We start from the raw sequence: 15,372 nt of genomic DNA on the forward strand, positions 1-15,372 counted from the left end.
TTTTACAAGCGGTCGAAGGACAGATGCCCGGCGCAGCGCCTCAGCACCAGCATCGCCACAGTCTTCGTTATTACCCACTATCGCTGCCAACCGTCCAACCCCGCGCACCCTGTGTCAGCTTTAACGGCAAGAATGTCAGATTTAAAGGCAAAATACCATATTTAATGGCAAAGCCGCCCCATTGATTTTGTTGACTTTCGTATACCGCATTTAAGGGCTACGCGACAGTCGGCGACGACGGCGCCATCATGGTCGAGGAATCCCGCACCACCGAAACGGTGCTCGAGGTGGTCGAGGGGCTGCAATTCGACCGCGGCTACATTTCTCCCTATTTCGTTACCGATTCCGAGGCATTGACGGCACAGCTCGAGGATCCCGCGATCCTGCTGCACGAGAAGAAGCTCAGCGGGCTGCGGCCGCTGGTGCCGCTTCTCGAATCGGTGATGCAGGCAGGTCGAGCGCTGCTCATCGTGGCCGAGGATCTCGACGATGAGGCACTTGCGACGCTGGTCGTCAACCGGCTGCGCGGGACGCTCAAGGTTATTGCCGCGAAGGCGCCGGGTTTCGGCGACCGTCGGCGCGCGATGCTGGAGGATATAGCGGCCCTGACTGGCTGTCGCCTTGTCTCGCCTGACCTCGGGGTCGATATCGAAAAACTCACCCTTGATGACTTGGGGCGGGCAGCATCTGTTCGTGTCGACAGGGAATCGACAACGATTGTCGGTGGGGCCGGCGACCCGGCCGAGATCAAAGCCCGGATCGCGCAGATCAAGCTGCAGATCGACGAAAGCACGTCGGACTACGATCGTGAGAAACTGAGCGAACGTCTTGCGAAGCTATCCGGAGGCGTGGCGGTCATTCGGGCGGGTGCTGCGACGGAGGCGGAGTTGAAGTCGCGCAAGGAGGCGCTGGACGATGCAATCAATGCCACGAAGGCCGCGGTCGAGGAAGGCGTCGTGCCCGGTGGTGGCCTCGCGCTTGTCCGCGTGATCGAAACCGTCGAGACGGTGGCAAAGGAGATCGAAGGCGACCGGCGAACGGGCGTGCTCTGTCTCGCCCGAGCGCTTGGGGCGCCCGCCCGGCAGATCGCGGAGAACTCGGCCATGGATGGAGGTGTCGTGCTTGCCGAAATGAAGAAGGGGTCCGGCGCCTGGGGGTTCGATGCGGCGCGAAACATCTACACTGATCTGCTGGAGGCCGGTATCCTAGACCCGACAAAGGTTGTCCGCATCGCCCTCGAAAACGCGGTGTCCGTTGCCGGTACGCTACTTCTGACCGAAGCAACGATGGTTGAGGTGCCGGAAGACGACGACAAACCCGCGCGTCAGGCGCTCGACGCCCATGCCTGATCGCGCCGCAGCCGACATGCCGCTTGTGCCGACGCAAAACAGGTTGATTGCTGCACGTCTGAACGAATACGCAGACCTGTTGGAGGCTCAGGGCGACGATGGGTTCCGGATCAAGGCCTACCGCACCGCCGCCCGCGAAATCGAGGCGCTCTCAGATCCCCTCCGCAACGTTTTTGAAACGGGCGGCGCGAAAGCGCTCGTCGCATTGCGGGGAATCGGCCGGGGCATCGCCGCAGCGATCGTAGAGATGTTGACAACAGGCCACTGGCAACAGCTCGACCGCCTGAAAGGCAGCCTGACACCGGAAGCGCTGTTCGGTTCCATTCCCGGTATTGGCAAGAAGCTTGCCAAACGCCTGGTCGATACGCTGGACATCGAAACGCTGGAAGATCTGGAAGCAGCACTTCGTCTCGGCGAAACGCCTGTCCCCGGCATCGGGCCAAGGCGGCGGGCGGCCATTCTGGCGGTGCTTGGTAAAAGATTGGCGCGACATCGCCGCGAAACCACGCTCGCTCATGACGGTGATGAGCCACCGGTTTCACTTCTGCTGGATGCAGACGCTCTCTACCGCACACAAGCTGAAACCGGAGATTTGCGGCGCATAGCACCGAAACGCTTCAATCCGACCGGTGAGGCGTGGCTGCCGATCATGCACGCCCGGCGCGGTGACTGGCATCTGACCGTATTGTACTCGAACACAGCGCGGGCGCATGAACTGGATCGCACACGCGATTGGGTCGTAATCTATTTCCAAGACGCAGACGGGCCCGAGGGTCGCCGCACCGTTGTGACCGAACGGACGGGTTCGTTGGCCGGAATGCGTGTCGTCCGTGGTCGTGAGGACGAATGCAGGCTGCACTATGCGACATCCCCGACCGGCGTCGCTGCTGCTGTCAAGAACACGCCACCCCTTTGAACGCGGTTGCGATGTCAGCGGGTAGTCCTCGGTTCACGTTCCGAACGGATAAGTATCGGGCAAGCCCCGGATCTGTCCGGTCGCCAGCGGCATCACCGCGCTGGTTGTGTCGACCCAGATGTATTCGTCGAACTGGCGGGGAAGCTCGGCTTCGAAATAGTGGCTGGCAAGCTCGGTCTCGGGGCGGTAGATTACCCCAATGGCACGTTCCAAACGCGGTTTCGAGAGTTCCGTGACCACGTCGCGCCCGGGTTCTGGGCGCAGCGGCAGGATGAGCCCCGCCAGACCGGAAAGGTGGAATTGCCGCTCGTAACTTTGCGGGTGGGATGGCCTTACCTGCTTGACCTCCATTGGACCGTTCCAGTCGCTGGCCGCAGCGACCGTGCCATGATCCGTGCCCATCCCGATCCGGTAGCTTTCGCGGCCGAACCCGCGCGCGCAAAGCTCGCCCAGGTTGCGCTCACCCCGACGTGACATTTCGGTCGCGCGGGCATCGCCGATATGCGAATTATGCGCCCAGACCACCGCGCGTGCACCTTCCCCGTGGAATTCCATTACGTTCAGGAGGGTTTCGAACATGTGATCATCGCGCAGGTTCCAAGAAGCGCGCGAGCCGTAGTACATGATCCGGTAATATTTCTCGGCATTGGCCACCAGTGCCGCGTTTTGCGTCGCATCCAGAAAGCGCTCGCCATCCCTCAGCGCATATACCTGACGTTTTCGCATCAGATCAATCAACATCGCAGTCACATCATTCTCGCAATTGCGATACGCCCCAGTAAGGGCTGCATGGCCGTACGCGGCCGGATCGGCCTCCCATGGGCTGAGGCATCCGTAACGTTGGCGTGCAATCCGAGCGAGATCGGGATCCACATCCTCCAGATACTCAATGATCGCCAGCGTCGATTTGAACAGGCTGTAGAGGTCCAGACCGTAAAAGCCGACGCGCGTCAGCGGAGCGCGTGGTGCGTTCCACTCGTGCAGCCAATCGGCAAAAGCACGAACCTCCTCGTTGCGCCACATCCACGTGGGGAAGCGGGCGAAAGCCTGCCACTCCGACGGCGGTGTCTCACTGTGGCGCACATAATGGTCGATGCGGGCGGCATCAGGCCAGTCGGCCTCGGCGGCAACAATCGTAAAGCCCTTTTCCTCGATCAACCTTTTCGTAATGAGCGCGCGTATCCGGTAAAACTCGGACGTGCCGTGGCTCGCCTCGCCAATCAGCACCACGCGGGCATCTCCAATACGCTCCATCATCATGTCGAGCGGTGCGTTCTCCACCTCCTCGAATGGCTCGGCGAAGGTCCGAATGAGCCTCGGCAAGCCTTCCGTCTGGCGTGGATGGTGCTGGATCAGGCGCGGTGGTGCTGTTTGCGCCTCCTCCGTCTCGCCTTCCCAGCCCTGTTCGCCGATCAGGGGCACGAAACGCACATCGGCCAGATCCTCGCGGTCGAACTGTCCCTTGTCGCGCCGCGTGACGCGGACCAATTCCTGGGCGCGCGGGTCGCTGCCCACGGGTACGACCATCCGTCCGCCCCTGGCCAATTGGGACTTGAGTGTCTCGGGCACGAAGGGTGCTCCGGCTGACACAAGAATCGCATCGAACGGCGCCTCGTCCTGCCAGCCCCGGGTGCCGTCCCCGTGAAAGATGTGGACATTCGTATAACCGGCGTCCTGTAGCGCCGCCGTGGCCCTGGAGGCCAGTGTTCCGTGGCGTTCGATGGCAAAGACCTCGCCCGCAATCTCGGCCAGAACGGCAGCGGCATAGCCCGAGCCCGCGCCGATCTCGAGCACCTTTTCGCCGCCATTGAGCGCGAGCGCCTCAATCATATAGGCCACGATATAGGGTTGAGAGATGGTCTGACCGGCATCGATGGGCAGCGGGCGATCCCGATACGCCTGGCCTTTCAGGTGGTCGGGCACGAAATGCTCGCGCGGCACGCGTCCCATCGCATCCAGAACCAGCGGATCGCGCACCCCGCGCGCCCTGATCTGGCGTTCGACCATTTCCTTGCGAAGGTCATTGTAGCTGGGCATGTCACGCCTCCTTTCGACCTCTCCCTGGTGCAGGAATTGCAGCGGGGCGGGACCACACATGGCTGGCGATCAATACGGTTAAGCCTTCTTGCGGAATCTCCGACGGCGGAGCGGGCGGTGTTTCGCCGGGCAAGGGCACCACATCGGGCGGCGTTTGGGGCGGAATTTCACCCGGCGGTTCGGGATAACTCCTCCGGTGGTGACTCTGGCCTCTCCATTGGCGGTGTCACCGGCTCTTCCGGTGGCACCGGCTCAGAAGGCTCACCCCCAACCGCGAGCGTTGCAACCTATTGTTCAGAACTTCCAGTTTGGTTCGCCATGCCGGGTATTTCTCTTTGTCAATTTCGTCGTAAACCTGCAGCATGCGCGCACCCTCACGCATTGACGGCAGTCAACTGATCCACCCTGCTATCCTTACGAGCGATCTTCCACCCAAGCACATTTCGAGGCAGGCTCATATTCTGGGTGAGGCCATGCTCCGTGTGGCCAAAGTGCGCGAATGATCGCGTCGCCCATTCCCCGAGATGGCCCGACCGCTACGCCGCATCCCTCGGCCCAGCCTCGAACACGGGATAGGCGCATGAACTGGACGCAATGTCTGGCTGGGAGATGATCTGCTTCCAGGATTCGGATGATCAGGCAAGCAGCCGCGCCGTCCGGCTCAAAATGATGGGGTCACCGCACCGCCAGGTGATCGATCACGTTCGTCACGCCGGGGGCCGCCCAAGCTGCGCGCTCCGCGCTCCTGCGTTCGCCCAGATAGCGGACTTGCCCCTCAAGCGTCACGGTCCCGTCATGAACCGCCACGCGGATTCCCGAGGCATCGAGTTCGGCATCGCGCACGAGAGTCTTTTTGATTCGCTCCGATACGTCCGAAGCCTTTACCGACGGCCGGACCTTGAGATGGTTGTTTATACCGGTGACACCCGTCAGCCGACCGATGGCGCGTGCCGCGGCATCCGCCTGATATCGCCATTCCACATCGCCCTCGAGGGTAACCCGGCCCTTGGCGACCGTGACATGGATTTTGTCTTCCGGTACCGACGTGTTCCACTTCAGCGAATTGACGACGCGTTTCGCGATCTCATCGTCAGCTGTAACGTGAGCGCCAACTGGTCGGACCTCGATTTCGTCGGCAATGGCACGGACGCCCACGACGCTTTCAACGATCTCCAGCGTCGTGATCTTGTCGCTGTAGCTGCGGACATGCCCCGTCAGCGTCACGACACCCTGATCGACCGCCACGCCGATGTCGGCAGCATCAATGCTTGGCTCGAAATCAAGCTCGTCGATGATGTCCAGTCGTAGTCGCTTATCAGTCATTTCTTCCTCCATCATGCAAACCACGTCGAGGATTGTATTTTTACGAACTTTCATTGGCATTGACGGCTCGCAACGACCGTTCCGAAAGGCGCTGGACGAGGACCTGATCTGTCCAGATCAGTGGGCCCTCGAATCCAGAACACGCGACTGTCCTGCGAAGCAACTCATTTCGCCTTTGAAATCGATTTCTCCTGAAATCAGGAACCGGCCTGTTTTCTTTGATCGGATTGTATAGTTGCACGCCACATCCGATACCGTCCCTGCCCGGTCACCTCGCGGATCACACCCCGCATTTCCATCCAAGCGAGGTTGCGCTGAACGGCGGCGCGGCTGGCGCCGGTCAGGTCCTCGGCCATTGGCGCAGAGACCAGTGGCCATTCGGTCAGCACGGCGCGCAAGGCCGGCGGAATCTTGCCTGAGAGCGGCGCCATCTTGATCGCCGCCCGCGCCGACCAGACTTCGATGTCATCAAGGTGTCGCATCGCGGTTAGACAGGCCGTCTCCATCCCCTCGAGCCAGCGAGCCAAGCGCTCAGCCGGTGCACCACCGGCGCGCAACCCCGCTGCCCCGCCCATGGCCAGCGGCGCGAAGACGGCTCCCTTGCCCTCGCTGGACGCGACGCGCGCCGCTGTGACCGCCGCTTCCATCGGGTCGCCCTGTTGCCCGAGGCCCGCGAGGCTCCAAAGGTGAAATCCCATGCAAGCCCGCGTGATCGAATGGAGATCCGCTGCGGCTGCCATTACGTCCAGCCATCCGCCCGCGCGATCCTCGAAACGCTCTGCGCTGTCTTCAATGTGCTCGGGATCGCGGCGATCCAGAAAGGCGGCCAAGTCACCTTTTGGTCCGGGACCGCCAGTCAGGCGCCGAACAGCCCATCCAACTCTTGCCAGGGCATTTGGGTCATCCTGTGCGCCCGAGAGCCGCATCGATACCCAGAGCGCCAGACGATCAGAACTTACCCGATCCCCTGCAAACCAGCTAAGATCCGCCGCCTCGATAAGAGCGAGCCGATGCCGCCAGCCTTCCGGACCGCGCAGCAGCCGGTCATCCAGAGCTCCCAGGCGTCCAGCCACTCTTGCCAGTCGCGCAGCGTGAACCCCCTCTGCCTTTGCCCAGTCATCGACAACAGCGGTGTCGGGCGGTTCCGCCCGTGGCCCGGGAGGCAAATCATCCGGTTCTTCTTCGAGTGGCCCAGGCAGGAACCAGAGATCGTCTTCGTGAGCCTCTTCATCCTCCTCGACTGTGATGAAGGGGTCACCGAAATTTTCTGAAAAAGTAGATGCTTGCAGCTTCATGTGTGCAAAATACTATGCTTTTGCACATTACCCAAGCGATTTTGTAGCGGTTGCCCGCGCTCTTAATATAGTATGTGCGCACGACTGCCGGCGGAACCTCTCAGAACGCGCTAAGCGCAAGGAATCCAAGGGATTGTGCGCCAGCACGACGAGAGAACACTTGCTTGCATTCGTTTTCAAACGGTCGTTTATTAGTGCTATGTGAAACTGCAAACGGCCTGTTTTGATGCCCCTGATCGGCTATGCGCGCGTCTCAACCGAGGATCAGACCCCCCTGCCCCAGTCGCAGGCCCTGAAATCCGCAGGCTGCGCCGAGATCCATGAAGAACAGGCCTCGGGCGGCAATCGTGCGCGGCCGGTGCTTGCGCGGGTGCTGGAGCGCATCGGCAAGGGCGACACGCTGGTGGTCGTGCGGATTGACCGCCTCGCGCGATCCCTGTCGCATCTGCTGGAGGTGATCGAGCGGCTGGAGGCCAAGGGCGCATTCTTTCGTTCCATTCAGGACCCGATCGACACCGGATCCCCGCAAGGCAAGTTCACGCTGCAGGTCTTGGGCGCTGCGGCCGAGTTCGAGCGCGCCCTGATCCGGGAACGCACCAAGGCCGGCCTCGCCAGCGCGCGCACAAAGGGCCGCGTGGGCGGGAACCCTAGGTTGCGTGCCAAAGACCCTGCTGCTCTTCGCAGAGTGCGGCTGGCGCGACAGGACGGCTACATGGAGCGTTTGAACGAGATGGCACAAGATTGGGTGCCCCACGTGCGCCGGTTGCGACCCGGCTTGGCTTGGGAGGACGTGCTGCGCATCATCAACGGCCCCTTGCCCGAGGCGCGTCGCTGGACCCAAAGCCGTCTGCTGCGCGCTGTGAAGGCCTTTGTCCGCGACGGCTTCCTGCCTACCGAGGTGCTGGCCCGCGCCGGGCGCCGCGAAACGGACGATCGCCTGCCAGCCATTATTGCTGGCATCAAGGGCGCAGATCCTGACATCACGCTTCAAGCGATCTGTGAACGGCTGGAATCTATGCGCGAACGCACGCCCCGTGGCCGAACGAGATGGCAGCCCTCATCGGTCAAGATGCTGTTGGAGCGAGCCGAGAGTCTGGGAATGATTTAAGAGACTCAGATTCGTTCTTTGGAAGCAAAACCGCCTATGTGAATCGGGTACATCTTGCGTTTAAGAGATGGCAGCGACACAAGCACTTGACGCGCTGGAACCGTGAAATAGGATAAGTCATTGTAACTAAATGATTTCATCGGGCACCGACCCACCATTTGAAAAAATCCTTGCCTGTCAAACGCTTTCCTGACATTTTTGCGGAAGAACGCTAACCATCAGTTTCCGGCGGTTTTGCGTTCCTTCTCAAGATAGACCCGGAAGACGGGCGGCGGGACGGGCATGAACGAGCAGCGGATCAGAATGGATCAAAAGATCCAAACGATGGCGACACGTCTAAGCAAATCGCTTGATGTGAATATGCGCAAGTCGTTTCTACCTGATGAACGAAAGGCTCTCAGACGCTTCTCATCCACGGAAGTTGCCCAGATCCTCGGGGTAAGCCAGGATTTTTTGCGGAAGATGTTTTTCGAGGACAAGCTCGATCTCGGTGATATCGAGACAGACGCCCGCGGCCGCAGGTTCTACACTGCAGAGCAAATCGATATAGCGCGCCAAGAAATAGCCCGGTCAAGCACCAAGTTCCAGCATATCGTTCCTCGTCGTCGGGATGGGGAGCATATCCAGATCATTTCGATCGCCAACTTCAAAGGGGGCGCTGGGAAGACGACAACGGCGATCCATCTGGCCCAAAAGCTTGCCCTTGATGGTTATCGAGTTCTGGCAATCGATCTCGACCCGCAAGCCTCAATGACCACCATGTTCGGTTTCCGGCCGGAAATCGACTTCCCTGAGGCCGGAACGGTGTACGATGCCCTTCGGTACGAGGACCCTATCCCATTTAGAGACGTTGTGCGCAAAACGTATTTCCACAACCTCGATCTAGCCGCGGCCGGCTTGTTGCTCTCTGAGTTCGAGACCGAAACCGCACACGCCCTTCGAAACAATATCAGGCCGCCGTTCTATCAGCGGCTTGCCCTTTGCATTAATGAAGTCGAGACAGACTACGACATTGTCGTCATCGACTGCCCACCGCAACTCGGGTTTACCACACTATCGGCTTTGGTAGCGTCGACATCCCTAGTCGTCACTGTCATTCCAAGCATGCTTGACGTCGCCTCGATGGCCCAATTCCTGCAGCTCACATCCAGCCTCATGGCAACAATTGCTGATGTGGGCGCATCGCCCGACTGGGACTTCATGAGATTTCTAATCACTCGTTTCGAGCCCAATGACGGCCCCCAAACCCAGATGGCGGCATTCCTGCGGACCATGTTCACGGATGACGTTCTTACTCAGCCTTTCCTGAAATCCTCCGCAGTCTCTGACGCTGGGCTCACGCAACAGACACTGTTCGAGATCGCCAGAACGGATTTTCATCGCCAGACGTACGATCGGGCTATCGAGTCCATCAACGGGGTTGTGGCGGAGGTCGAAGGGCTCATCAAAACGGCATGGGGGCGTAAGTAATGGCCCGCAAAGTCACATTCGACATTCCCGAGGATGAAGAAAAGCAGCAGAGCTCGTCGATTTCTCCGACTCGAACCCAGTCACGAGCCCCTGCCCTTTCGGGAATGGCCCGTTCTCTTCAGGATGCGGCACAATCTTCAATTCAAGAAATCAGTACCGACCTTATTGATGATTCCGAGTTCCAGGATCGTCTGGCCCTGGATGACGAAGATGACATCAGGGAACTGGCTGAAAGCATTGACAAGCAGGGACAGCTTATCCCGATACTTCTGAGCCCCGAAGGGGGGCGGTACAGGATCATCTATGGGCGCAGGCGATTAGCGGCCCTTCGACTTATTGGCAAGCCCGCAAAGGCTCTCATCAGAGGCTTGGATGAGGATCAAGCGATTCTTGCGCAAGGCCAAGAGAACAGCTTCCGAAAAGACCTCAGCTGGATCGAGAAAGCCCTGTTTGCACGTTCTCTCATAGAGTCCGGCAAGGATGAGGGACTGGTCTGTGACGCCCTCAACATCGATCAGAAAGCCAGGAAAGCCGGTGACAAGCTCACGGGACTTGCTCGCATGAAACAAGTCACTTCCTGTATTCCGACTGAACTCATCCAAAAGATCGGGGCGGCACCCGGGGTGGGACGGGATCGTTGGTATGCTGCCGCAAAGTCTTATGAGAGCCTTGGCTTCTCTGGAGATGAAGGGTTTCCGGCCGGAAACCGAGAATTCCATGATGCTCTCATGGAATCCAGAGGTTCAGGCAAGACCTCCGACGAACGCTTTGCGATCTTCGAAGGGCTCCTGAAACAGCACAAGCCCCCTGCCCCATCGGCAATCAAGACAAAACTCGGGATGGTGAAGGTCACCAAAAGAAACGTGATCATCACCGTCAAGAACGGAGATGACGGGCTTCATAAGTGGATCTCTGAGAATCCAGAGGCCGCTCTTCTCGCGTTGGCGAACGCGAAGGCCGCTGATCCAGGGCAGATCATTACCCCAGAGAAAATGGAACCCATAGGTAACCCAGTCTCCGGCAGGGATCAGGATCTTGATGGTCCTGACATAGACGATAACGAAAACTGAGCAGAAAGGAGGACAGGCCAGAAAAGGAAAAACCCCCCGAAAGCAGTGCTTCCGAAGGGCCTCGATTAGCTTAGACACCTGATTGATACCCCAAAGCCGAATCGTTTTCAACACCGTTCGCGGTGAACGGGGAAGCTTTTTCAGCCGACATCATCATGAGACAGGTATTTTCTCACACACCCGCCTTGGCGGAACGATCTTCTTTACCCGATACGAACCCGTACAGGGTCATCGAGCCGATCCGAACGCTTCGCAAAGAACTCGGTTTGACACCAAATGATCTTGTGACACTGCAGGCCTTAATCAGCTTCATGCCGAAGAAGGCCGGACAAACAGCTTCAATGACTACCGTCTTCCCCTCAAACGCATCGTTGTCTGAGAGAACGAACGGTCTGAACGAGAGAACGATCCGACGGTGTATCGGACGCCTCGTGGACGCCAATTTGATCCAACGCAGGGATAGCGCAACCCGCAAACGGTTCCCTCTTCGCTACGGTGGATTGATCAGAGATGCCTTTGGCTTCGATCTACAGCCAATGTTTGATCGGGAGAGTGAGCTCACAGAACAAGCTGAACAGCTTGTCGGCGATCAACAAGAGCTACGGTCACTCCGGGCGGAAGCGCTGGCTCTTCGTGTGGAAGCTTTGCGCCAAGCAAACGATGATGAGACATTCACATTTCTCCAAAACGTGCGCAACATCCTACGCCGCGCAACTCTCAAAGCCGACGAAATCCTAGAGCTTATCAAGAAGCTGGCAGAGTTAGCCGGAGCGACCATCAGAGAGTTTCCGGCCGGAAACCATGACGCTCAGGAAACAATGCCCGACAAAATGTCCGGCGACGACGGACAAAATGTCCGGCACGTAGAACCCACAAGATTGAATATAAAAAAGGATAGAGCAGGTGCGTGCAGTAGCTCAGGCTTTCAGGAACGCCAGGATCCAACACTTATGGCTTGGACGGACCTGAAAAACGTATCGGACTTCTTCCCACATGAACCAAGAGATCATCAATCAGTTGTCGAAATGTTGGCCAATGTCGGAAAATTGCTAAGAATAGAACAAGGCAGGATCATGAAACACCTTAGGGAACAAGGTCCAGGGCAGCTCCTTATTGCACTCGACGAATTAATTTTGAGAGCCAGCACAGGACAGGTGAAAAACAACAACGCCTACCTCGACGCTATGATGAGGCAAGCAAACTGATGCTCTTGCCACATAAACTCGACCGGCTGGTGAGTCTGCATAGCCATCGAAGATCAAGAGACAAAGGCGGCACACTTCAAACCATACGATCATCAAGAACAAGAATGTTAGTTTGAAGGTGAACCCAGATCACCCGCGTAAGGTGCAGGTCTGGGATGTGATCAACTTATCATGGAACAAGAAGCCATTCCAGGTTTGCTAGATGTTCACAGACGACTCGACCTAGGTCGCCAACCTTACCGCCGTGTTTGTCTGTGTTAATGCTTATAACGCTGAGGGTTGCACAATGCTGCTCGATTGGCTGGTGACGGATGAAGAAGCGACCCATACCAAACTACTCTCCCAGTATCAGGCCTTGGAAGAAGAGTACGCTAGACAAGATGAGAGCCCCCGGAGATCGATACGCAGCTTGGCATGTTGGAAGCAGATATCCAAAAGATCGAGATCCGGCCGTTAGCCTCCAATCCGACAGACATAGGGCGGGCAGGGGCCTTAGTCATGTTTGACCGCTACGACGCGCTGGCAGTCTCTCGCGGCTACGACCACCTGACCTCGGACGAGTCCATCGAGAACGGCAACACCGCTTATGAGTACACCTACATTGAGACCGTGCGGCGGTTCGGATGGCACATGGGAGGGCTCAACCCATCTCTTGCAGAATATCCAGAATGTACGTATATTCTGCATAAATGGAGACCCAGATCATGCATGAACTTCCAGAGTTCAAGGCGGCCGACCTGACGCGGCACACAAGTGACCTGTTCGACGCGGCCATTCGGTCGCCGATTGCTATCACCAAGCATCGCAAGCCGAAATTCGTGCTGATGAGCATGGATCAGTATCAGCAACTCACCCGTGGGGCTACGCAACAGGCTCATATGGTTGACGAAATGCCCGAGGACCTCAAGGCGCTGATGATAGAAGGGCTCGAGCGGGACTTGACGCAGTCTGATGACTAAGCCGAGTGCTGGAGAGGTTTTCCGCTATCCGTTCTTGTGGAAACGCGAACAGATGGCCGGTGAGACCGAGGGCCGCAAATGGGTCATGCTGGACGAGATCAACACGGATATTCTGGAGCGGTCCTATGTCTGGGAGGACCGCACGCCTATCGGCACGTTCAGTTCCGTCTTCACATCCAAGATCCAGTCTAGCCTGATCGCGCTTGCCAGGTCGGGTGGGGCATCCGTTGTCGATCGGCTGAAGTAGTCTCGATCACCGCAGGGTTAGCCCAGCTTCACTTGTTCCCGTCGATCCACTTCGACATCAGCCCTTTGTCGCGGAAACATTCATCCGGCACGGCGCGGCGCTTGATGCGGGCGAGACGCTCGGCAAAGGCGACCTGCTTTGATGTCGGGCGGCTGTCCTGCGGGCGCGGCTTCAGCTTGGCCTGTGCGTCGATCCAGGCGCTCAAGGAGCGCCGATCTTGCTGAACCTCCCACGGCAGAAGCGTCTGGTTGCGCAGGGCCAGCGCGCGCGCATAGGCGATCTGCTTGGGCGTCGCGGGCAGGGCGTAAGTGGTGCTTTCCATCGGGGATCTCCCTTCTTAGCGTGGTTCTTAAAATAGAACATAACAGGAACAAAAGCAAGCCGCCTGTGGAAATCATGGGGTTTGAGAGGAAGAGGAGGGCCGGGGGAGGTCAGGCCTGAGGATGCCCGAAAGAGGGCGTCCGGGCCTGATCCTGTTCCTAATTGGTGTCTGATGCCGGAAAGTGGAGGATCCTACGTTCTCATGAGCTTTGCATTTAACGCTCCCCGGCATCAGATCCCTAAAGAGTGAAAGTGTTCTTCGGGTTTTGTGACTGACGGATGAGGGCCTTTGGGGTCCCTCAGATGGGTCCGGGCCGGGTTCCGGTCTGTCTTTCCTGATGAAGGGCATTCCCATGCAAACAGGTGTCTTGCGCGTGTTGCGCGCGACCGCTGCCTCGTGGTGGCGACACAAGGAACTACGCCGAACCGACCAGACGGGCCAGGCACAACGGCGCGAGCGCGAGACTGTCCTGCGTGACCTCGGCTATCTGAAGCAGGCGGCGTTATTGCCAAACGCGCATGTGATCTGCGGAGAGGGCGGGACATTCATCCATCTTGGTTGGACTACCGTGTCGACCCTCGCGCCGATCGAGCGCTTTCCCTTGGCCACTCTTGCGGTCGCACGAGGGACCCCGTTGATCGATATCCGACCCGTCACCGATGTGATTGCCTTCGCGAAGTTGCCGCGGGTGGCGCGGGACGGATCGGGCGACTCTGAACCTTGGGGTGCCGGCAGGTCTGTCTCGCTGACCACCTACATCGACATGGTCGAAGCCCTCGGTGCCAGGATCGCCAACGATCCACGCCCCCGTCAGTCAATCTGATCCCCATTCGCTCTCACCAAAACTCGAAAGGAGGCCAGCCATGGCCCGATCCCGTACGCCCAAATTCGATGCCTCCGAGGTCATCACAAACGAAATCATCCGCATCATCGAGCGCGGCGTCCTGCCGTGGCGCAAGTCATGGACCGCAGGTGGCAGCTCTCGTCCCCTGCGCGTGGGCGGTGAACCCTACCAGGGGGTGAACAACTTCCTGCTGACGATGCGGACCGTGATGGCGGGCCACAGCTCTCCCTTCTGGATGACGCTGCCGCAAGCCAATGCGTTGGACGCAAAGGTTCGCAAGGGCGAGAAGTCCTCTGTCGTCGTTTACTACGGTCAAAGCCGGAGGGACGCCGGCGATGAGGATGACCGCAGCGACGGGGATGATCGCTCCGAGGAGGCCCGCGTCTTCCGCTTCCAAAAATCCTATCGCGTATTCAATGCCTGCCAGATCGAGGGCTTGTCCGACAGTTTCTACCCCGACCCGGAGCCTGCGCCCGAGCATCTGCCGTCCGAGCCCATCCCGCATATGCAGGCGTTTTTCGACGCCATCGACATCACGACCGTCTTCACGGGGACGGAAGCTTACTATTTGCCCCCCGTGGACAAGGTTTACATGCCGTCCATCACGCGATTCCACGACCCGCGCAATTTTTACGGGGTCTGGGCCCATGAGCTGGCCCATGCCACGAAAGCCCCCCATCGACTGAACCGTGATTTCGGGTTCTCGAAGTTTGGCAACACGTCTGTTGATTGTCATTGAGAACTGACCCGGCATTTTCATCGAGATCTGACCCACCCAGCCGTTATGATCTGCTGGTTATGATGGCGTCAATGCTGTTGCCTCCTTTCGCTTTTTCTTCGCTGTTTCGGAGCTGGCCTTGAAGCGGTAGCTGTCATTGCCGGTCTCGAGGATGTGGCAGCGATGTGTGAGACGATCGAGCAGTGCTGTGGTCATTTTGGCATCGCCAAAGACGCTGGCCCATTCACTGAAGCTCAGGTTGGTGGTGATGATGACGCTGGTGCGTTCATACAGCTTGCTCAGAAGATGGAAGAGCAACGCGCCGCCGGAGGCGCTGAACGGCAGATATCCCAGCTCATCCAGGATCACCAAGTCGGTTTTGACCAGCGCCTCAGCGATCTTCCCGGCCTTGCCTTGGGCCTTTTCCTGCTCCAGTGCGTTGACCAGTTCAACCGTCGAGAAGAAGCGGACGCGCGTACGGTGATGCTCGATGGCCTGAATGCCAAGGG

The 15,372-nt window shown here is 58.6% G+C and carries 14 protein-coding genes and 1 pseudogene; 10 read left to right on the forward strand and 5 right to left on the reverse strand.

The features are described 5' to 3' along the window. The first annotated feature begins 248 nt into the window (after nt 1-248). On the forward strand, nt 249-1,349 hold the full coding sequence (groEL, locus tag AKU79_RS00975; RefSeq protein ID WP_050521731.1) for a chaperonin GroEL: 1,101 nt from the start codon (nt 249-251) through the stop codon (nt 1,347-1,349). Then, a complete protein-coding gene (locus AKU79_RS00980) occupies nt 1,342-2,265 on the forward strand; it encodes a helix-hairpin-helix domain-containing protein (RefSeq protein ID WP_197087166.1) in 924 nt (307 codons plus the stop codon). Before groEL ends, AKU79_RS00980 begins: the two co-directional genes overlap by 8 nt. A gap of 33 nt (nt 2,266-2,298) precedes the next feature. Here the strand turns inward: AKU79_RS00980 and AKU79_RS00985 are convergent, their stop codons facing one another. The 3 genes from AKU79_RS00985 to AKU79_RS00995 all read right to left on the reverse strand — a co-directional run bounded on the left by AKU79_RS00985 (nt 2,299) and on the right by AKU79_RS00995 (nt 6,920). Further along, nucleotides 2,299-4,302: a protein-L-isoaspartate(D-aspartate) O-methyltransferase gene (locus AKU79_RS00985; protein ID WP_050521732.1), complete on the reverse strand. Its 2,004-nt coding sequence runs from the start codon at nt 4,300-4,302 to the stop codon at nt 2,299-2,301. 675 nt (nt 4,303-4,977) lie between these two features. Next, a complete protein-coding gene (locus AKU79_RS00990; RefSeq protein ID WP_231580068.1) occupies nt 4,978-5,679 on the reverse strand; it encodes a BON domain-containing protein in 702 nt (233 codons plus the stop codon). A 143-nt stretch (nt 5,680-5,822) separates the two neighbouring features. Beyond that, on the reverse strand, nt 5,823-6,920 hold the full coding sequence (locus AKU79_RS00995; RefSeq protein WP_050521733.1) for a hypothetical protein: 1,098 nt from the start codon (nt 6,918-6,920) through the stop codon (nt 5,823-5,825). Nucleotides 6,921-7,146: 226 nt separating this feature from the next. Between AKU79_RS00995 and AKU79_RS01000 the strand changes: the two genes are divergently transcribed. The 6 genes from AKU79_RS01000 (at nt 7,147) to AKU79_RS01025 (ending at nt 12,979) form a co-directional block, all read left to right on the forward strand. Beyond that, on the forward strand, nt 7,147-8,028 hold the full coding sequence (locus AKU79_RS01000) for a recombinase family protein (RefSeq protein WP_050521734.1): 882 nt from the start codon (nt 7,147-7,149) through the stop codon (nt 8,026-8,028). 282 nt (nt 8,029-8,310) lie between these two features. Beyond that, nucleotides 8,311-9,498, forward strand: a complete 1,188-nt coding sequence (gene repA / locus AKU79_RS01005) for a plasmid partitioning protein RepA (RefSeq protein WP_050521735.1) — start codon at nt 8,311-8,313, stop codon at nt 9,496-9,498. Then, complete coding sequence (gene repB, locus AKU79_RS01010; protein WP_050521736.1) at nt 9,498-10,568, forward strand: plasmid partitioning protein RepB; 1,071 nt, start codon at nt 9,498-9,500, stop codon at nt 10,566-10,568. The genes repA and repB overlap by 1 nt, the downstream gene beginning before the upstream one ends. Before the next feature lie 155 nt (nt 10,569-10,723). Next, the gene (locus tag AKU79_RS01015) at nt 10,724-11,773 is read left to right on the forward strand and encodes a helix-turn-helix domain-containing protein (protein WP_050521737.1); all 1,050 of its coding nucleotides are present in this window, start codon (nt 10,724-10,726) and stop codon (nt 11,771-11,773) included. Between the two features lie 689 nt (nt 11,774-12,462). After that, nucleotides 12,463-12,732 (forward strand): type II toxin-antitoxin system prevent-host-death family antitoxin, encoded by a 270-nt coding sequence (locus tag AKU79_RS01020; RefSeq protein WP_050521738.1) that lies wholly within the window; start codon nt 12,463-12,465, stop codon nt 12,730-12,732. After that, a complete protein-coding gene (locus tag AKU79_RS01025; protein WP_050521739.1) occupies nt 12,725-12,979 on the forward strand; it encodes a hypothetical protein in 255 nt (84 codons plus the stop codon). Before AKU79_RS01020 ends, AKU79_RS01025 begins: the two co-directional genes overlap by 8 nt. Nucleotides 12,980-13,007: 28 nt before the next feature. On the opposite strand, the gene AKU79_RS01030 is transcribed toward AKU79_RS01025, so the two are convergent. Further along, complete coding sequence (locus tag AKU79_RS01030; protein WP_050521740.1) at nt 13,008-13,301, reverse strand: hypothetical protein; 294 nt, start codon at nt 13,299-13,301, stop codon at nt 13,008-13,010. A gap of 352 nt (nt 13,302-13,653) precedes the next feature. Between AKU79_RS01030 and AKU79_RS01035 the strand changes: the two genes are divergently transcribed. After that, nucleotides 13,654-14,124 (forward strand): hypothetical protein, encoded by a 471-nt coding sequence (locus tag AKU79_RS01035; protein WP_231580069.1) that lies wholly within the window; start codon nt 13,654-13,656, stop codon nt 14,122-14,124. 40 nt (nt 14,125-14,164) lie between these two features. Next, nucleotides 14,165-14,869 (forward strand): annotated as a pseudogene (locus tag AKU79_RS01040) (ArdC family protein); the annotation flags it as partial. Between the two features lie 72 nt (nt 14,870-14,941). Here AKU79_RS01040 and AKU79_RS01045 read toward each other — a convergent pair. Beyond that, nucleotides 14,942-15,372, reverse strand: a 431-nt coding sequence (locus tag AKU79_RS01045) for an ATP-binding protein (RefSeq protein ID WP_197087168.1), incomplete at its 5' end; no start/stop codon positions are given.

It is taken from the genome of Pseudorhodobacter wandonensis (assembly GCF_001202035.1).
GTDB lineage: Bacteria > Pseudomonadota > Alphaproteobacteria > Rhodobacterales > Rhodobacteraceae > Pseudorhodobacter > Pseudorhodobacter wandonensis.